This is a genomic window from Pseudaminobacter salicylatoxidans (assembly GCF_003148475.1).
In the GTDB taxonomy this organism is placed as follows: Bacteria; Pseudomonadota; Alphaproteobacteria; order Rhizobiales; family Rhizobiaceae; genus Pseudaminobacter; species Pseudaminobacter salicylatoxidans.
In genome coordinates this window covers 292798-310496 of the sequence record NZ_QGGG01000005.1, presented here as the reverse complement: position 1 = coordinate 310496, position 17699 = coordinate 292798, and the positions used below count along the sequence as shown (strand labels likewise).

16 protein-coding genes and 3 pseudogenes are annotated in these 17699 nt (G+C 61.2%); 10 read left to right on the top strand and 9 right to left on the bottom strand.

What is annotated here, in order from left to right; translation table 11 throughout:
- Positions 1 to 96: 96 nt before the first annotated feature.
- Positions 97 to 402 carry a hypothetical protein gene (locus C7441_RS24365; RefSeq protein ID WP_244916106.1) on the bottom strand — a complete coding sequence of 102 codons (306 nt, stop codon included), beginning with the start codon at positions 400 to 402 and terminating at the stop codon, positions 97 to 99.
- Between C7441_RS24365 and C7441_RS09760 the strand changes: the two genes are divergently transcribed.
- Positions 403 to 753, top strand: a complete 351-nt coding sequence (locus C7441_RS09760) for a diguanylate cyclase domain-containing protein (protein WP_244916105.1) — start codon at positions 403 to 405, stop codon at positions 751 to 753.
- Positions 754 to 782: 29 nt separating this feature from the next.
- A complete protein-coding gene (locus C7441_RS09755) occupies positions 783 to 1541 on the top strand; it encodes an SAM-dependent methyltransferase (protein WP_210205625.1) in 759 nt (252 codons plus the stop codon).
- A 685-nt stretch (positions 1542 to 2226) separates the two neighbouring features.
- On the opposite strand, the gene C7441_RS09745 is transcribed toward C7441_RS09755, so the two are convergent.
- The 5 genes and pseudogenes from C7441_RS09745 to C7441_RS09715 form a co-directional block, all read right to left on the bottom strand.
- The gene (locus C7441_RS09745) at positions 2227 to 2832 is read right to left on the bottom strand and encodes a rhodanese-like domain-containing protein (protein WP_109612688.1); all 606 of its coding nucleotides are present in this window, start codon (positions 2830 to 2832) and stop codon (positions 2227 to 2229) included.
- A gap of 633 nt (positions 2833 to 3465) precedes the next feature.
- A complete protein-coding gene (gene lpdA / locus C7441_RS24240) occupies positions 3466 to 4929 on the bottom strand; it encodes a dihydrolipoyl dehydrogenase (RefSeq protein WP_146201446.1) in 1464 nt (487 codons plus the stop codon).
- Positions 4930 to 5015: 86 nt separating this feature from the next.
- A pseudogene (locus C7441_RS24550) lies at positions 5016 to 5162 on the bottom strand (biotin/lipoyl-containing protein); the annotation flags it as partial.
- 7 nt (positions 5163 to 5169) lie between these two features.
- Positions 5170 to 6447 (bottom strand): annotated as a pseudogene (aceF, locus tag C7441_RS24590) (dihydrolipoyllysine-residue acetyltransferase).
- 25 nt (positions 6448 to 6472) lie between these two features.
- A complete protein-coding gene (locus tag C7441_RS09715) occupies positions 6473 to 6760 on the bottom strand; it encodes a hypothetical protein (protein ID WP_210205624.1) in 288 nt (95 codons plus the stop codon).
- A gap of 554 nt (positions 6761 to 7314) precedes the next feature.
- On the opposite strand from C7441_RS09715, the gene C7441_RS09710 reads away from it, so the two are divergent.
- The 7 genes from C7441_RS09710 to C7441_RS09680 all read left to right on the top strand — a co-directional run bounded on the left by C7441_RS09710 (position 7315) and on the right by C7441_RS09680 (position 13362).
- Complete coding sequence (locus C7441_RS09710) at positions 7315 to 8136, top strand: IclR family transcriptional regulator (RefSeq protein ID WP_109612685.1); 822 nt, start codon at positions 7315 to 7317, stop codon at positions 8134 to 8136.
- Positions 8133 to 8894 (top strand): ABC transporter permease, encoded by a 762-nt coding sequence (locus C7441_RS09705; RefSeq protein WP_109612684.1) that lies wholly within the window; start codon positions 8133 to 8135, stop codon positions 8892 to 8894. The genes C7441_RS09710 and C7441_RS09705 overlap by 4 nt, the downstream gene beginning before the upstream one ends.
- 38 nt (positions 8895 to 8932) lie before the next feature.
- On the top strand, positions 8933 to 9937 hold the full coding sequence (locus C7441_RS09700) for an ABC transporter substrate-binding protein (protein ID WP_109612683.1): 1005 nt from the start codon (positions 8933 to 8935) through the stop codon (positions 9935 to 9937).
- Between the two features lie 77 nt (positions 9938 to 10014).
- Positions 10015 to 10848, top strand: coding sequence for an ABC transporter permease (locus C7441_RS09695; RefSeq protein ID WP_170125073.1), 834 nt, complete (start codon positions 10015 to 10017; stop codon positions 10846 to 10848).
- A gap of 38 nt (positions 10849 to 10886) precedes the next feature.
- On the top strand, positions 10887 to 11714 hold the full coding sequence (locus tag C7441_RS09690) for an ABC transporter ATP-binding protein (RefSeq protein ID WP_109612681.1): 828 nt from the start codon (positions 10887 to 10889) through the stop codon (positions 11712 to 11714).
- Positions 11715 to 11722: 8 nt separating this feature from the next.
- A complete protein-coding gene (locus C7441_RS09685) occupies positions 11723 to 12538 on the top strand; it encodes a sugar phosphate isomerase/epimerase family protein (protein WP_109612680.1) in 816 nt (271 codons plus the stop codon).
- Positions 12535 to 13362, top strand: a complete 828-nt coding sequence (locus C7441_RS09680; RefSeq protein ID WP_109612679.1) for a shikimate dehydrogenase family protein — start codon at positions 12535 to 12537, stop codon at positions 13360 to 13362. The genes C7441_RS09685 and C7441_RS09680 overlap by 4 nt, the downstream gene beginning before the upstream one ends.
- Before the next feature lie 18 nt (positions 13363 to 13380).
- On the opposite strand, the gene C7441_RS09675 is transcribed toward C7441_RS09680, so the two are convergent.
- Both C7441_RS09675 and C7441_RS09670 read right to left on the bottom strand, forming a co-directional pair.
- Positions 13381 to 14151 carry a shikimate dehydrogenase family protein gene (locus tag C7441_RS09675; RefSeq protein ID WP_109612719.1) on the bottom strand — a complete coding sequence of 257 codons (771 nt, stop codon included), beginning with the start codon at positions 14149 to 14151 and terminating at the stop codon, positions 13381 to 13383.
- 29 nt (positions 14152 to 14180) lie between these two features.
- Positions 14181 to 16151 carry an FG-GAP repeat domain-containing protein gene (locus C7441_RS09670; protein ID WP_170125072.1) on the bottom strand — a complete coding sequence of 657 codons (1971 nt, stop codon included), beginning with the start codon at positions 16149 to 16151 and terminating at the stop codon, positions 14181 to 14183.
- Positions 16152 to 16240: 89 nt separating this feature from the next.
- Between C7441_RS09670 and C7441_RS09665 the strand changes: the two genes are divergently transcribed.
- Entirely contained in the window at positions 16241 to 17185 is a 945-nt protein-coding gene (locus tag C7441_RS09665) for a dihydrodipicolinate synthase family protein (protein WP_342353268.1), read from the top strand.
- A gap of 181 nt (positions 17186 to 17366) precedes the next feature.
- Here the strand turns inward: C7441_RS09665 and C7441_RS09660 are convergent.
- Positions 17367 to 17494 (bottom strand): annotated as a pseudogene (locus C7441_RS09660) (SMC-Scp complex subunit ScpB); the annotation flags it as partial.
- Between the last annotated feature and the right edge of the window lie 205 nt (positions 17495 to 17699).

Here is a 17699-nt window from a genome sequence, read left to right as displayed (position 1 = left end):
CGATCATCAGATGCTGGCCTCCATTCCAGCCACCATCTTGAATCACAAAATCAGCAAACAGGGAATCCTGACGATTCAATCAAGCCGTGAACCGCGCTAGGCCAGCGCCTGAGCGGGCTTCCTGCTTTCGTGGCCGGCGTCGGCGATAACGGTGGTGACGACCGGGCAGATTGACTTTAGTCCGCTTTTCAGCAGGGCTCCGGCCGTAGTCCGAAATATAAACACGGCCTTCTGCCGAATCCTGCGCGAACCATTCGTGTTGTGACATTCCATGCTTACGATCTCTTTGCTGCTGACTATCCTGGTCTCTTCGGACCTTGCAGTCATTCTCCGCGATCCGCCATCAATGACGTTGATCTGGATGACGTAGCCGAAGTGTTCCAGGCTGACCCGCAGGTTCATATGTTCCGCCACGGCGGAGAAGAAATCGTACAGCTTGTCGGCGGAGAAGAAGCTCAAGCTCAGGCAGAGCGTCAGCGCCAGGCGATCCCCGCTATCGTTGCCAACGCTGTTCCGGGCCCTGTAACCGCCAGCATGGGCATGACGAATGCGTCGCCAAATGCTGATGCGGAGTTCGCAGGCCTCTACGAACAAGCCGACAGGCTGCTTTACGATGCCAAACTTGCCGGACGCAATCGAACTAAAATAGCATTACTGCCAGGTTCGAAGAATGATGCGGAGCCAGTCCTTGATGCCGCCGCGACTCCATCGATAGACAGCAGGTGCTTTGACTTGTACAGGTGCACCTCGTAGCCGTGGCCGAAGGATACTAGGATTGAATTTTGTTTAGCCGCTTTCTCGACGACATTGAAAATTACTCCTCAAACGCAGGGATGTATCTCGACGTTCCTTTTGTCCCCTCCGACGAGAACGTTGTGGACGCAATGTTGGAGATGGCCAACGTTGGGCCAAAAGATGTGCTATACGATCTTGGCTCAGGCGACGGGCGAATCCTGGTTTCTGCCGCAAAACAATGGGGTACGCGGGGTATCGGCATCGATATCGACCCCCAGAGAATCGCCGAGGCGGTGGAGTATGCGGGATGGTCCCAGGTCGAGGATATTGTCGAATTTATTGAAGACGACATCTTTGCAGCGGAATTCAGTGAAGCCACTGCCGTCACGCTATATCTCCTACAGTCAATCAATGTGCAGTTGAGGCCGCGCATCTTGAGCGAGTTACGCGCGGGAACACGGGTCGTTTCGCATGCATTCGACATGGGTGACTGGAAGGCAGATGAATGCCGCAAGATCGGTGGCGTCAACATCTACAAATGGATTGTACCGGCACAGGTCGAGGGCATTTGGGAATGGGAGCGAGCCGGCAGGCAGTATCGCATTGACCTTCAGCAATCGTATCAGGAGGTTTCCGGGGATGCGTGGCTGGACGGCAAAAGAGTTCGCTTGAGCAGTGCAGAACTCCTCGGCCGGAAGCTAAAAATAGAAATTCAGGAGGCCGGAGCTACCCGCACACGTAGCAGCTTCACTCTGGCTTTTTTGAATAACAGATTGCAGTCGGTTATGACCCACGCGGGCCGTTGACCCGCTTTCCGACGATTCTTCCCTAATCCTCTGCCGCTCAATCGACGGCGCGAAGCATGCTGGCGTCATCGCGTGGAGCCGAGGCTGGGCGAGTAAGGCCAACTGGTGACGCTGTCATTTCTGGCGGGCGCCGGATATGGAGTAAGTGGCAAGAGAGATTTTATAGCAGCGGTCTCGGGCGGTGACTCTTTTGTGATTTTGCGAGCTTTGCGTGTCGTAATTCCGTTTTGCCGAAGGAGATACGGCGGTGGGATCAGCGGGGAGGTTGCGGGATGACTATTTGGCGTCGGAGCTTTCCCGTCTGGCTCGGGTTTTGAAGGATACGCGACAGAGCCGCCTGTTATTGTCTATTGCGGCGGTCCTGGACGGGATAGGCCGGCCGATGCTGCGCCGATCAACGGCATCGGCGCGCCGGAAAGTGGGCAGCTTTGCCTTGTTGCCGAGGGCAAGAAATACCGCTGTGGCCAGAAAGCTGCGCTGGCCCTGGCCGACTTTCTCGACGCGCACGGCGTTCCAGGCGTGGCATGTGCCGTGGGAATGGTGCCGAAATCGAACCCCGGCGCCGCTTATCTCGGCCGGCGTAGGGTCGTAACCTGATTATACAAAACGCCCGAAAACTATAATCTCGGGCGTTTGGGCTATAGACGGCTATCAGGACGAGCAGCCGTGATGCAGGCGATTGCTACTACAGGCCGCCCTGAACCGTCGTGAGCCCGAGTATTTTCCACGACTGCATCCCACCCCGGTAATAGAAAATGCGATCAGAAGGATACCCCTCCCGAATCATGGCGCGGATCGCCGTGGGTGACTGGCCGCACCACAGGCCGTTGCAATACAAAGCAACGCGGCGTGCGTCCTTGCAATCCCAGGCTTCTGCATCTTTCACGCAGCCAAGCTCGTCCAGCCGCCCTGCCACTTCAGTGTATGGAATATGAACGGAACCGGGGATCGTCTCTTCAGCATGCCACTCGATTGTGCGGGCATCGACCACGACAGCGTCCTTGTCGCGGAGCAGATCGATCATCTCCAATTCACCGATCGTCGACACCCCTTCCGCAGCACTTGCTGGCTGAATGCAGAAGGGCGGACATTCGCGTGAGGTTTGCGCGAAATAACCTGTGACCTCGTTATTGACGTCCTGAATTCGCTCGATCGTCACTGGTCCATCGGGGGTTTCGACAACAACGCTCGCGATGTCGGGACTGATCTTCACAACGGCATCAGAGCCAAATGCAGTGGCAAGCCCACCGACCAACCAAAAAGCGCTTACCAAAACAGCCCGCCGCAACATCTATGCCTCCGGCACCAAAGCCTAAAGCTCTGTCCTTGCAGAGCTTTAGGGCCACTATGGCCATCTGGGCGCAGCTGTAAAGACCCGCTCTTTCGCGATACCAGTATGGCGAGGGCGCCGGAGGTTGCGGCCTCCCGCCCCTTGGCTAATAAGCAGGGACCCGGTATGGCCTCCTCATCGACCCAGCCACTGACAGGAGATGCCAAGTGACTGAGCCTGACAAGGATCACCGCACACCCGAACAGAAAAAGGCCGAACTTCGGTCCTCGATCATCACATGGGCCATGTTCATCGGAGGATTGCGCTGCGCGATGCGCGTTAAGGTTTGCCCGAGCCAGTGCCCGCATCGCCTTCCGTGATTGCGAAGACGCGAGTTAGCTTGGCCGCCCGACCTTCCGATCTCTGTTTGCGGCGATCCTGATATCGACCACGGAATGAAGCGTAAGCCGCTCGGAGTGATGTCGATGATCCGCTCATGGCGTATCCTCCGGCTTGATGGCTGGGAACCACGGAAGGCAGACAGATCGGGATGGCTCATACGCTGCGTGTTGCGAACACGTATGATCATTGACAAGATGATCACAGGTGGCACTGGGCGCATGCTTCACACCCACAGAAACAGTTCATGAAAAATCACACTTTGACTGCAGGCGGCAGGTCAGTGCACACGCCTTCAGACATTTCAGTCGCGAGGCCGATCGTCTCGCCCAGCGTCGGGTGGGGGTGGATGGTCCGGCCGATATCGACCGCATCGGCGCCCATCTCGATAGCGAGGCAGATCTCGCCGATCATGTCACCAGCGTTCGGGCCGACAATAACGCCGCCGATCACGCGAAGCGTCTCCTGGTCGAAAACCAGCCTGGTCGTACCGTAAGCCGCGCCGTTGGCAATGGCGCGGCCGGATGCCGCCCACGGGAATTTCCCGACCCTGACCTTGCGGCCTGCCGCTTTCGCTGCATCCTCGGTGATGCCGACCCAGGCGATCTCGGGATCGGTATAGGCGACGGAAGGAATCACCGAGACGTCGAAATGGCTTTTCATGCCGGCGACGGCTTCAGCCGCCACATGGCCCTCATGAACCGCCTTGTGCGCCAGCATCGGCTCACCGGTAATGTCGCCAACGGCGAAGATGTGCGGCACGCTCGTACGCATCTGGCTGTCGGCGGCGATGAATCCGCGCGCGTCGGGTTCGATGCCGGCCATCTCTAACCCGAGCGCCGCGCCATTGGGCCTGCGACCTGCGGCCTGAAGCACGAGGTCGTAGCAGCGTTCGACCGGCGGCGAGCCGGCGATGGTGACGGTAATCCCGTCCGATCCGGCGACGGCATTTTCGAGGCTCGCCTCGAGAAAGATGTCACCGAAGCGATGGGCGTTCTCCGTTTGCCATATCTCCACGGCGTCGCGGTCGACGCCGGTGAGCAGGCCATCGAGTCTTTCGACCACATCGACCTTCGCGCCCAGCGCGCTGTAGACGGTCGCCATTTCGAGACCGATGATTCCACCGCCGATCACCAGCATGCGCTCTAGGATGAAGGGCAGTTCCAGCGCGCCGGTGGAATCGACGATGCGCGGGTCCTCTGGCAGGAAAGGCAGCCTTATCGATGATGAGCCCACGGCGATGATGCAATGTCGGAAACCGACGGTGCGGTGGCCTCTCCCGGCGGCAACGCCGAGACCATCGGGCGAGGAGAAGGCCGCAGTGCCGTGGATTACCTCGACCTTGCGCTGTCGTGCCATCTGTGCCAACCCGCCAGTGAGCCAGCCGATGGTCGCGCTCTTGAAATCTTTCAGCTTGTCAAGATCGAGTGTCGGCTCGCCGAGGGTCACTCCGTGCATTGCCAGCCGCCGGGCCTCCTCCTTGACGGCGGCGACATGCAGCAGCGCCTTGGAGGGTATGCAGCCGACATTGAGACATACGCCGCCAAGTGTCGCATGCTTTTCGATCAGGGCGACGCGCAAGCCCAGATCGGCGGCCCGGAACGCCGCTGAATAGCCACCCGGCCCGCCGCCGATAATCGCAAGGTCGAATTCCGCGCCCTCGCCAGTGACGTTTGCGGCGCCGGACGGTGCGGGCTGGGGTGACGCTTCCACCGCCACGGCGATGGTGCCGACCAGGCTTCTTTCGAGACGCGGTCGCCGACGCCGACCATGAGCGTCTCGATGCGTCCCGCGAAGGGTGACGGCACTTCGATCGTGGCCTTGTCGGATTCAAGCGTCAGCAGCAATTGCTCGACGGCGACCTCGTCGCCGGGCTTCACCAGCGCCTCGATCACCGGCACGTCGGCGAAGTCGCCGATATCGGGGATGCGTATCTCGATGATGTTCGCCATCATGTCCTCACAGCGCCGCGCGGCGGAAATCGGCCAGGGTGGTCGCGATATGGCCAAGGAAGCGGGCGGCGGCCACGCCGTCCACCACGCGGTGATCCCAGGACAGGCTGACCGGCAGCACAAGCCGGGGCTGGAAGGCCGCGCCGTCCCATACAGCCTCCATGGCCGAGCGGCCGGCCCCCAGAATCGCCACTTCCGGCGCGTTGATGATGGGCGTGAAGCCTGCCCCCCGACGCCACCCAGCGAGGAGACGGAGAAGCAGCCGCCCTGCATGTCGGTGGCGGCGAGCGAGCCGGCGCGGGCCTTGTCGGCCAACAAGTGCATCTCGGCGGCGATCTCCATCAGGCCCTTGCGGTCGCAGTCGCGGATGACCGGCACCATCAGCCCCTTCGGCGTGTCGGCGGCAAAACCGATATGGACGTAATCCTTCACGACCAACTCGCCGCCGTCGAGCGAGGCGTTGAAGCGCGGGAACGCCCGCAACGCCAGCGCCGACGCCTTGATGAGGAAGGCAACCATGGTCAGCTTGGCACCGGATGCGGCATCCCTGTTGAGCGCCTGTCGGAAGGCCTCAATGTCGCTCACGTCGGCTTTGTCGAATTGGTGACATGAGGGATCCTCAGCCAGTTGCGGGCGAGGCTGGCGCCAGAAATCTTCTGGATGCGCGACAGATGCTCCCGCGCGACCGGCCCGAATTTTTCGTAATCGACTGCGGGCCAGGGCGGCAGGTCCGCGGCGATACCAACTCCCCGCCGGCGACCGGCGATGCCAGCGCCTGCTTCACATGGGCCGTGACGTCCTCGCGCAGAATACGACCCTTCGGGCCGCTCGGCCTGATCGAGGCAAGGTCGACGCCCAATTCGCACGCCAGCGCCCGCACGGAAGGCGTGGCATGGGCGCTGCCGCCAACGAGCTGCTGCTGAGGAGCGGTGGAAGCAGGCTTTCTAGCCGGCGCGGGCGCTCGGGGTTCAACGGGGGCAGGAGCGGGTGCCGGGGTCGGGATCAGTGTGTGCGGCACGGGCGTGGGAGGCGCGGCCTTTTCTCCCGCTGATGCGAGGATCATTATGAGCGACCCTTGCGAGATGCGGGTGCCGATCTCGACCATCAGCTCCTGCACCGTGCCGGCAGCGGGCGCCGGAACCTCCATCGTCGCCTTGTCGGACTCAATGCTGATCAGCGGATCGTCGGCCGCGACGGTGTCGCCGGGCTTCACATAGATCTCAACGACCGGGACGTCCCTGTAATCGCCGATATCCGGCAGGAAGATGTCTGTCAGATTGCTCATTTGCCAGCCTTGCGTAAAATGTGGTTCAGACGGTCCAGGGCGCGGGCGCGGCGGATGCTATGCCGTAGCGGGCGATCGCTTCCGCCGTCGTCTCGCGAGGAAGCGTTCCGGCCTTCACAAGCGCCGAAAGCGCCGCCAGAACGATCTGGTGGCGGTCCACCTCGAAAAAGACCCGCAACGCCGTGCGGGTGTCGGAGCGACCGAAGCCGTCCGTGCCGAGTGCGGTGAAGGGCGCATCGACATAGGACGCGATGAGCTGTGGCCAGGCCCGCACATAGTCGGAGGCGACGATGACCGGTACGTCGCCCGGCAAGGTAGCGGCCTAATGGCTCGCCTGCGGCTCCTCGAACGGATTGAGACGGTTGTGGCGTTCGACCTCACGTGCGTCCCTCGCCAACTCCGAGAAGCTGGTGGCGGAGAAGACATCCGAGCCCACGCCCCAGTCTTCCTTGAGTAATCTGGCGGCCTCGTCATCGTGGCCATCGCGCGCAGGCTCGTCATCATCGCAAACGCCATCCTCAAAACGGGCAGACCATGGCAGCCTAAAATCGTCTCATAAACACAGTTGCTAGTCACCTGAACCCGAAGTTCGATGCATTGCTTTTTGGTAGAAGCGGTTGACGGAGGCGAGGGTGCCCAAGAAGGATCACTCTAAGATCCTCGAGCAGCTCGACGCAGTCCATGAACCGAACCCAATCCGTGGACGCCCTGCAAACTCCTGAACCTCGAAGCGGTTATCGCAGCGAACAAAAACAGCCGTCGCCCTGATAAGACGGGTTTCCGCACGCCAATCAACTAACATAAAAATGGAATGCTATTCCAACTTGGAATCAATTGCTCTAGAACTCCGTTCAGGAGGATCCGAATTTGACCGTTGCAGCCGTAAGCCGATGCCTGGGCCTGCTCGAAGCCCTCGCCAACGAGCGTGAATCCGTCGAGGTGACAGAACTTGCTGTCCGTCTCGATATGCCGGCCAGTGCCGTTCACCGGCTGGTCGTTACGCTATTGAACCATGGTTGGGTCGTTCAGGATCCGCTCAGCCAGAAATATTCGTTGTCGCTGCGCATGAGCACGCTCGCATTTCGTAATCTCGATGCGCGCGCGGTGCCCGATATCGTACAGGCCGTGCTCGACAATCTGGCGCGCGAGACATGCGAATATTGCCGCCTTGCCATCGTCGAGGGCGAAGACCTCGTCTGGGTCGCCCGTGCCCAGGGCGCGACGTCGGGGCTGCGCTACGACCCGGATATGGGTCAGGAAATCGTCCTTCATGCTACAGCAAACGGCAAGGCCTGGCTGTCGACCTTGCCGGAAGACGAAGCGGTGCGCATCGTGTTTGCGCGCGGCTTTCAGGCCAACCGCCCACTGGGGCCGAACAGCGCGCGCACCATCGACGAGCTGCGGGATCGGCTGCGGGTCGCGCGCGAGCGCGGCTATGGTCTTTCGCTCGAAGAAGCCGAACAAGGCACGGCGGCGCTTGCCGTTCCGTTTTTCGCCAGCCCGCTTCCCGATGCGCCCGTCGCCGGAACCATCAGCGTCGCCGGTCCCGCCATCAGAATTGCCCCCGAACGCTACGACACCCTCGTCGCGGCCCTGCACAAGGCAGCGCAGGACATCGCCGCCATCTGGGCCGTCCGTTCACGACAGCGCGCCAATGTAGTGGGCGTCAATGAGAGGCCAGCGCCTTGAAGAACCCCATCTCATCCGCCCGCAGGATCGCAGAACCGATCATCTGGTTTGCCGGATTGCTTCTGATCTGGGAAATCCTCGTCCGCTGGTTTGCGGTGCCCAGTTTCATCCTGCCAGCACCCGGCGCGTTCCTCACGCAACTGGTCATCGACCACGAACGGCTCGCCCTTCATGGCCTGATCACGACTAAACTTATCCTGTACGGATTCGTCGCCGGAGCCATTCCGGGCATCATTCTCGCCTATCTCATCGCCCGCTTCCGTCTCGCCGACCAGATTCTCTATCCGATCGTCGTCTTCATTCAGGGCATGCCCAAGATCACCTTGGCGCCGCTGCTGCTGGTCTGGTTCGGCTTTGCCGACTTCCCAAAAATCCTGCTGACGGCGCTGATCACGTTCTTCCCGGTGCTGGTCGACAGTGCCACCGGATTTCGCGCGATTGACAAGCGCCAATATTATCTCAGCCGCTCGATGGGGGCGTCCTGGTGGCAGACCTTCACCAAATTCGAGCTGCCCTCGGCTGCACCCTACATCTTTTCGGGTTTCAGGATCACCGCCGTCGTCGCCGTCACCGTCGTGATCGTCGTCGAATGGCTCAATTCCCAGAGCGGGCTTGGCTATCTCGTGCTGCGCGCCATGGACAGTTCCAACACGCCGCTGCTTTTCGCCATCCTCATGGTCGCATCCATGATCGGGGTGGTGCTGAGCGGTCTGGTCACATTGGTTGAAAGGTTGCTCCTGCCCTGGCGGAGCGTTTGATGCCGGGCGACAAAATCTGCTTTCGAGGAGGAAATCGAATGACAAAGATTCTATCAAAAAAGACGCTTGCCATGCTCGCAATCGTGTCCGCTCTGCCGTTCGGCAGCGCCTATGCGCAGGACAAGATTTCGATGCAGATGAACTGGACTGCCGATTCCGCGCATCTCGGTTTCGTCATGGCCGCAAAGCTTGGCATCTACGACAAGCATAATCTCGACGTGACGCTGATCGAAGGACGTGGCTCGGCAGTCGCCGCGCAGCTGGTCGCCAGCGGCCAGGTCGAACTCGGCTTTGCCGACACGGTTGCCGCCATCAACATCGCAGCGCAGGGCGCGCCGATCCGCATCATCTCGACAATCTGGAAATCGGGCCAGTTCGGTGTCCAGTCGCTCGAAACTGCAAACATCAATGAGCCCAAGGATCTCGTCGGCAAGCGCCTTGCCGTCAATCCGGGCGCAGCCGCCGTGCCACTGATCCCCGTCTTCCTCAAAGCGAACGGTATCAGCGAATCCGATGTCGAAATCATCAACGCCTCCGACACGGCGTTCATCGGCCTGCTGACCTCCGGTCAGGTCGAGGCGGTGGCGCGAACACCGGAAAACGTCGTCGTGCCGCTGGCTGCCGAAGGCTACAAGGCCAACAACATGTATTTCTACGATCATGGGGTGCCGCTCGCCAGCCTCAGCCTTGTCGCGCTCGACGACAAGCTGAAGGAAAACCCGGATATGTTCCGTCGTTTCATCGAGGCGACCGCGCAAGGGTGGCAGGAAGCGATGAAGGACCCGAAAGCGGCCGTCGATACGCTGAAGGACATGTTCCCGGAAACGCAGCTGACCCATGACGCTCTGATGCAGGGTGCCGTCTACAGCTTCAATTCGGTCTGCCCCGGCGGCGCTGGCGACACGATCGGTGTCACCGATGCCGCGACATGGGACACGATGTACGACGTCATGACCACCGCGATGGGCGTTCCGTCCGAGCGTCCGGTGACCGACTACTACACCAACGACTACGTCCCGCAGACACCGGTCACCTGCCAGTAAGGCACCGCTATCCGCGCTCGCGGGAACCACCCTTCCCGCGAGCCATCCCGGAACAGAACACAGGATCCACGCTGGTCATGCCTGATCACGCCCTCACGAAGGTGGTCGCCGCCTCTCCCCAACGCAGCCTGTGGCACAGCGTCGACACGTTGCGGCAGTCCTTTGTCGGATCGGCCATCATCGCTGTTCTCTCGGTCGCCGCGCTTCTGGGGTTGTGGGAGCTTCTTGCATGGGCCTATGACGTGCCGCGCTGGCTGTTTCCGCGACCGTCCGATTTTCTCAACCGCCTCGTCACCGACTGGCAGATGATCGGTCACCACGCCATTGCCACCTCGCTGACGATCCTGAAAGGGTTTGGGCTGGGCGTGCTGATCGCCGTGCCGCTCGCGCTCGCCATCGCGTCGGTCCCGGCCCTTGAACGGGGGCTTTACCCCGTCATCGTGTTTCTCAACATCATGCCGAAGACCGTGATCGGGCCGATCCTGATCGTCTGGTTCGGCATCAGTCCGCTGGTCGCGGCGCTCATCGTGTTCCTGATGTGCTTCTTTCCGATCCTGGTGGATGCCATTTCCGGCTTTAAGTCGATCGATCCGCGCCTGTTCTACATCTCGCGCACCATGGGCGCGTCGCCATTGCAGAGCTTCTTCAAGTTCCGCCTGCCCGCCGCGATGCCGCACATCTTTTCCGGCATGCGGATCGGTGTCGTCAAAGCCGTCGAAGGCGTCATCGTCGCCGAATTCATCGCCTCCAATGCCGGCATCGGCTTCATGATCCTGCAAGCCTCTGCCTACATGGATGTCTCGCTGATGTTCGCCGGGCTGATTGCTGCGGCCATCGTCGCGCTGGCGTTCAACAGCCTGATGAGCATTGCCAGCAAGATCCTGATGCCATGGGCAAATACCGCCTACTGACCCAATGACCCGTTCCTTTCGAAGTTTCAGGACAGACCATGACTGAAAACGCAACGCCCACCAGCGCCCTGTCGAGTGGCCACACCTCCCATGCTGGGGCCTCGATCGTGGCCACCAATATGACTAAGGTCTATGGCTCCGGCGATACGGCTTTTCACGCCCTCGGCCCGATCGACCTCGACATCAAGCCCGGCGAGTTTGTCAGCCTGATCGGCCCGTCAGGCTGCGGCAAGAGCACGACATTGTTGATGGCCTCCGGCCTTGAACCCTGCACCACCGGCACCATCAAAGTGGACGGAAAGGTGCTGACGAAGCCGCTTTCCGAAGTCGGCATTGTGTTTCAGGACCATCTGCTGCTCGATTTCCGCACCGCCATGAACAATGTCATGCTGCAGCAGGAAATTCGCGGCCTCGACAAGGCGCAAACCCGTGCGCGTGCCGACATGCTGTTCGACCGGCTGGGCCTGAGCCATGCCAAGGACCGCTATCCGCGTCAGCTGTCAGGCGGCATGCGCCAGCGTGTCTCCATCGCCCGCGCGCTGGTTCACGATCCGTCGATGCTGTTGATGGACGAGCCATTCGGCGCACTCGACGCCATCACCCGCACCCAGATCCGCCACGACCTCGAAATGCTGTGGCTGGAAACCCGCAAGACGGTTCTGTTTATCACCCACTCCATCGAAGAGGCCGTCGGCCTGTCCGACCGCGTGTTGGTGATGTCGAACAATCCGGGCCGGATCGTCGAGGAAATCAAGATCGACCTGCCGCGCCCGCGCCCGGCCCATCTTGGCGAATATCCCGAGTTTTCGGCCTATGCAGAGCGCATCTACAAGATTTTCGCGAAGCTCGGCGTCTACAAATTCTAGGGACCTCCATGACCCGTGACATCGCGATCAACCACGCCACCGTGCGTGAGAAGGCAGATATGCTGGCCTTCATCGATTTGTGCGCTCAGCGCAATCTGCGCGCTGTCTCGATCTGGGGCGACGAGATCGACAAGGTCGGCGAAGCCGCCGCGCAAGCCGCGCTGCAACAGGCCGGCATGACGGTTTACGGCTATAATCGCATCGGCCCATTTGTTGCCCCCGACCTCGACAAGGCACCGGCGCAGCTGGAGCAGGCCGCCCGCTTCGGGGCCGATCATGTGCTGGTGTTCACCGGCGGTCTGGTCGACGGCGAGCATGATCTCAAGGCAGCGCGGCGCCGGCACGAGGACATCATCGGCGGCCTGCTCGATCAGGCACGGCAGACCGGCGTGAAGCTGGCGCTGGAGCCGCTGCACCCGATGCTGGTCGGCGACCGGACAACGCTTGCCAGCCTGTCGCACGCCAATGCGATCTGCGATGCGCTGGGCGATGGCATCGGCATTGTCATCGACGTCCACCATGTCTGGTGGGACGAGCGCCTGGAAGAGGAAGTCGCGCGCGCCGGAAAAGCCGGGCGCATCCTCGGCTTCCACGTCAATGACTGGCTGGTGCCGACACGCCATCTGCTGCGCGACCGCGGCATGATGGGCGATGGCATCATCGACCTGCCCTATATCGACGGGCTGGTCCGGGCCACCGGCTTCAACGGGCCGGTCGAGGTCGAAATCTTCTCCGACGACTGGGCCGCGCGCGACCCGGCCTTCGTGCTAGACACGGTTGTCCAGCGTTGCGAGCAGATATTTCCCGATCTGGTAACACCATGACCGAAACGATTCCGAACCTGAACGGTGACACCCGCACCTATGCGGTCTTCGGCGACCCGGTGGCGCAGGTCCAGACCCCGCGCCTCATCAATCCGCTGTTTGCCAACGCCGGCGAAAACATCGTCGCAGTGCCGTTCCATATTCCCGCCAGCCTTTTCGCACAGGCTTGGGCGACATTTTCCGCGATGTCGAGCACAGCCGGGATCGGCGTCACCGTCCCGCACAAAATCGCCGCGGCACACCTATGCGACACGCTGACACCAACGGCGCAAGCAGTCGGCGCGGTCAACTCGATCCAGCGCGCGGCCGATGGCAAGCTGCATGGCGCGTTATTCGACGGCGACGGTTTCGTCGCCGGGTTGGGCGACAACAGGAGCCGCCTAAAAGGTGCAAAATTGCTGATGGTCGGCGCAGGTGGGGCCGGACGCGCCATCGCCCATGCGCTGGCATCGGAAGGACTGGCGCAACTGGCGCTGCTCGATCTCGACCCTGCATCCATTGCTGCAACCATCGAGATCGTCAATGCCGCCGCTCAGCGCGATCTGGCGGTCGAAGCCGATCTGTCCCAGAGCGATTTCGACGTGATCCTCAACGCCTCGCCGATTGGCATCAAGGGCACGGCGACATTCCCGTTTGCGCCTGAACGCCTCGTTTCCTCGATGCTGGTGGCCGATATTGCCGCGCTTGCCGGCGACACACCCTTGCTGCGCGCCGCCCGCGCCATCGGCTGCGCAACCTCAGATGGCAACGACATGCTGTCGGCGCAAATCGCCCTGATTGCCGGCTTTGCCGCCGGGCGTCCGGCAGGAACGCCGCTGGCCTGAAACCAGCGGCAATTCCGTTTAACCCAGCGCCTCGATCATGTGATCGGCGATCAGGCTGACCTGACCGGTAATCATATGGATGCCGGAATGAATCGCCGCGCCGCGTTGTTCGGCGGCGCGCAACAGCGCCGTGATCTCCGGCTTGGCGATCACTTCAGCTACAGTCATGCCGGCCTGAAGCGTTGACACGTCCAGCGGTAGCGGGTCCGTGTCGTTCAGCCCCAGCGATGTTGCGTTGATGAGCAGCTGGCGCGGCGCCGGCGTCGGTGCACCTGCCGCTGCAAACGCCGTCCCCGTCGCCTCATTGACCGCACGGGCCAATGCCTCGGCCTTCTCAAAGGTGCGGTTGGCCACCACAAGCCGCGCAACGCCAGCCTGCTGCAATGCAAAGGCAATCGCCACCGCGGCACCGCCCGCGCCGATCATCAGCGCATCGCGCCCCTGCAAGACAACGCCTTGCGCCGTCAATCCGCGAACGAACCCCTGCCCGTCAAACTGATAGCCGCGAAAGCTGCCATCCTGTTCCCGTCGCACGACATTGACCGCCCCGATCCGCTCGGCGAGCGGATCGAGACTGTCGCAAAGCTGCGGCACCATCTGCTTGTGCGGCAGGGTCACGCCAAAGCCAATCAAGTTGGGCATGGCTTTTAGCCCTGCCCACACTGTTCCAAGATCGTCGGTCGGGACATGCAGCGGCACACACACGATATCCGCGGCTTTCGCCGCGAAGATCGGATTGATCGCCTGTGGTGTCTTGGCCTGGCTGATGGGATCGCCGATGATCCCCATCAGCCGCGTCGTGCCATCGACCCGCACACCTACCACGACAGATCTTCCCGCTTGAGGCAGACCAGCGTGCCGTCTTCGACGCCAACGACCAGGTCAAGGCTGCCCGTGCCGCGCCAGTCCACCGCCTCGGGCGAGGCGACATGCATCGCCATCGCGATATATTCGCCGCGATGCTTCATCTGGATCGGTGCTGCAAATACCGGATTGTCGGGCGTTCCGACATTGCGGCAATAGAAGATCGCCGCCTGCTTGGTGGTGTGGCGCGGCGCATTGCCGGGCTTGGGGGGCACCGTGGCGCGCGCATTGACGCCAACGATCAGGTCATGCCGGCCCTGCCCTTCCCAGTCGCAGATGCACAATTTTGCGCGCCCGCGCCCGCCGCCGACATCTTCGGTGAAGGTGATGATCTCGCCATCCTCCCAGCGCAGGAAGCGCTTGTCGACCAGTTCGGTGTCCGACGCCCGGCGATAGTCGGACAGCCGTGCCTCCTCGTCCAGCGCGAGATAATGCAACTGGCCATTGTTCTGCCAATCAACCACGGCCGGACGCACGCGCCACACCGTCTTGAGCGGCTTGCCGCCATAGATCAGCAATTGCTCTTCAGCAAAGCGCGGCACGCCCTCCCCACCAAGATTGCGCAGGAAGCGATGGTAGCCATGCACGTCGCTGAACAGGATGTCGGCCTTGCCGTCGCCATCCCAGTCGGCCACCGTCGGGCAGGAATAGCCGAACATCTTTTCCGACGGTCCCTGGATCGAACCGGTCGGACCCGCCGCGATACGGACCGGCTTGCTGTCGGCTTCAATGAAGTGCTCCAGCCCGAGAGACGGGTTTCCGGCCGGTCCCATATTCTCGTAAAACAGCAATTCGCCAGTGCTGTTCCCAACCACAAGGTCGGGCAGACCATTGCCGGTAAAGTCATGCGCGGCCGGCGACGGCAGCACACCGGCGTGGATCAGCGGCTGCGTGGTCTCGACGCGACCGACCTTCTCGAATCTCGGCAAGCCGTCGCTGCCGGTGCCGACATTGCGCAGGAACGTGACATAGCCGTCTTCAGCCCCGACGAGAATGTCGAGCTTGCCATCGCCATCCCAGTCCACCACGCACGGCAGATGGATGCACTGGTCCAGCTCCAGCGCATCGTCGTTGCGGTCACGAATAAGGCGCAGCGGCTCGAAATGGCCATCGTCGCGCTGGCGCGCAACATGCAGGATGTTCCAGAACTCGCCCGCCACGACCAACGGCGCGCCGTCATCGAACTTGCCGAAGGCCGGGCCGAGTTGGCCATAGACCTCAAGCGGTGTATCGCCCGCCTTCAGCGCATAGCCTTTTTCCAGCACTGGCGCGGCCAGGCTGCCCTTATTCTTGAACACATAGAGATAGGCGCGCAGCGGTCCGCCGAGCCAGCGATCTGCCGCGTCATAGCCGCGATAGCCGAAATCGTTCCACTCCAGGCCGTTCGGCCAATAATCGTCCCAGTGGTCGCTGCCGACGACGAGTTCCTTCTCGCCGTCGCCGTCAATATCGACGAAGCGCGCCATATGGTAGAACTCGTTGCCCTTGACCCAGTCGGCATCGAGATCGAGCGCCACCGGCGCACCGAATTCAGGCGCGCCCTTGGTGCCGATATTAGGATAGAGATAGATCTGCTTGCGCATGCGCGAGGCCGACACGAGATGGAACACGTCGCCATCCGGCACCGCGGTCACATATCCGCGCACGCCTTCGATGAGTTCTTCCTTGCCAAGGATCGGCGTTCCGTCCGCATTGACGCCGATCTGCTGACGCAGGAGCACGCGTCCATCATAGCAGGCGTCCCAACTCGACAACAGCAGATCGCGCCCGCCATCGCCATCCCAATCGACCACATCGACACAGGTGATGATCCTGCCCGCCACCGCCGCAGATTTGACGGAAGGGTGATAGCGAATGTTTTCGTCACCATAATCCGGTCCGGACCACACATGAGCGTCGTCTTCCCACCGCAGAACTTTTGACACGCCATCCTCCCTGTTCACGATCATTTTGGAATGCTATTCTGAAGTGGAATTGTATATAAATTTTGGCTGGACGAAAGGCAACGGGTGGAATGATGCGCAGAGCGGTTGAAGGTATTGTACCGGTCATGTTGACCCCCATGGACAATGGTGGGGCGATCGATTGGGAAGGTCTGGAAAACCTTGTCGACTGGTATATCGAGCATCGCTCGGATGTCTTGTTTGCGGTGTGCCAGTCAAGCGAGATGCAATGCCTGACGCTGGATGAGCGCGTCGCCTTGTCAAAGCGCGTCGTCGAACTCGCAGGCCGCAAGCTACCGGTGATCTCCTCCGGGCATATCAGCACCGAGCTCGACGACCAGATCGCCGAGTTGAAAGCCGTCGCCGACACGGGCGTCGACGCGCTGGTGCTGGTGACCAACCGGCTCGATCCCGAAAACAAGGGCACGGAAGCGTTCCGCGCGCATTTTGACGCGTTGATAGCGGCGCTTCCCTCCGACATGCCGCTGGGCCTCTATGAGTGCCCCGCCCCCTACCGCCGTCTACTCAGCGACGACGAGTTCAAACTCTGCCGCGACAGCGGCCGGTTCGTCGTGCTGAAGGACGTGTCTTGCGATCTTGCGACCGTCCAGCGCCGTGTTGAACTGGCGCAAGGGTCGCCGTTGGCGGTCATCAATGCCAATGCCGCTATCGCATTCGACGCGATGCGCGCCGGATCGAAGGGGTTCTCCGGTGTCTTCACCAATTTCCACCCCGACCTCTACGTCGACCTCTACGAGCGGCGCACTGAACACGGCGGCGAGATCGAAGAGCTGAAGGTGTTCCTTGCCATCGCTGCCATGGCGGAGCCGATGGGCTATCCGAAGCTAGCAAAACTCTACCACAACCGCCTCGGCACCTTCGCCGAAGCCGGCAGCCGCGTCATCCAGTACGATGTGGAAAAAAACCATTGGGCTGCCGACGTTCTGCTCAACCATATCCAGGAAGGCACCGAATACTGGCGCGAACGTTTGCATCACTCTGGAAACGAACGGTAGCAACCGGGCACACGGTTCCGTTCCCATCATCGTCAGCGCAGCAACGAAAGCGGAACCACATTGGCAGGTAGATCACGCACCTGGCACGGACACGCCTCCAAAATCTGAGGTTTTCAGAACCCTTCCTCAGACCCGTCAGAGTCGCCATAAGCAACAAACGCCAATTGTCAAAATATCCCTGTCAGTATTTCTCCTTGCTGAGCAGTCCGGCATCCTCAGCATCTCGAAATTGGACAGGTCCCGCAGCATATCGAGGCCGAAGGCAAGCAGGAAGTCCTTCGTCACGATATAGGTGTAGGGCGCGCCCGGCAGGAGCGTTTCACTTTTGCATCTTTGCGAGCCCATTGAAGGTGACGTTCGAATTCGCCGGGACGAGATGCTCATGAAATCCGCGAGCAGGATCGACGAAATCGCCGACCTGCGTGTTCGTGAATGGCTTTCGACGTGCAAGCGTGCCGCTTTGTCGCTGGCCGAATCCCACGACACGCTCCCAATTGACAATTGGCGGATACGC

Bases quoted from the DNA above. Each gene is read 5' to 3' on its own strand.
- C7441_RS09690 (WP_109612681.1), top strand. From the start codon at position 10,887: ATGACTGAAAACGCAACGCCCACCAGCGCCCTGTCGAGTGGCCACACC.
- C7441_RS09685 (WP_109612680.1), top strand. From the start codon at position 11,723: ATGACCCGTGACATCGCGATCAACCACGCCACCGTGCGTGAGAAGGCA.
- C7441_RS09700 (WP_109612683.1), top strand. From the start codon at position 8,933: ATGACAAAGATTCTATCAAAAAAGACGCTTGCCATGCTCGCAATCGTG.
- C7441_RS09695 (WP_170125073.1), top strand. From the start codon at position 10,015: ATGCCTGATCACGCCCTCACGAAGGTGGTCGCCGCCTCTCCCCAACGC.
- C7441_RS09745 (WP_109612688.1), bottom strand. From the start codon at position 2,832: ATGTTGCGGCGGGCTGTTTTGGTAAGCGCTTTTTGGTTGGTCGGTGGG.
- C7441_RS24365 (WP_244916106.1), bottom strand. From the start codon at position 402: ATGAACCTGCGGGTCAGCCTGGAACACTTCGGCTACGTCATCCAGATC.
- C7441_RS09665 (WP_342353268.1), top strand. From the start codon at position 16,241: ATGATGCGCAGAGCGGTTGAAGGTATTGTACCGGTCATGTTGACCCCC.
- C7441_RS09675 (WP_109612719.1), bottom strand. From the start codon at position 14,151: ATGGGGATCATCGGCGATCCCATCAGCCAGGCCAAGACACCACAGGCG.
- C7441_RS09760 (WP_244916105.1), top strand. From the start codon at position 403: ATGTTCCGCCACGGCGGAGAAGAAATCGTACAGCTTGTCGGCGGAGAA.
- C7441_RS09680 (WP_109612679.1), top strand. From the start codon at position 12,535: ATGACCGAAACGATTCCGAACCTGAACGGTGACACCCGCACCTATGCG.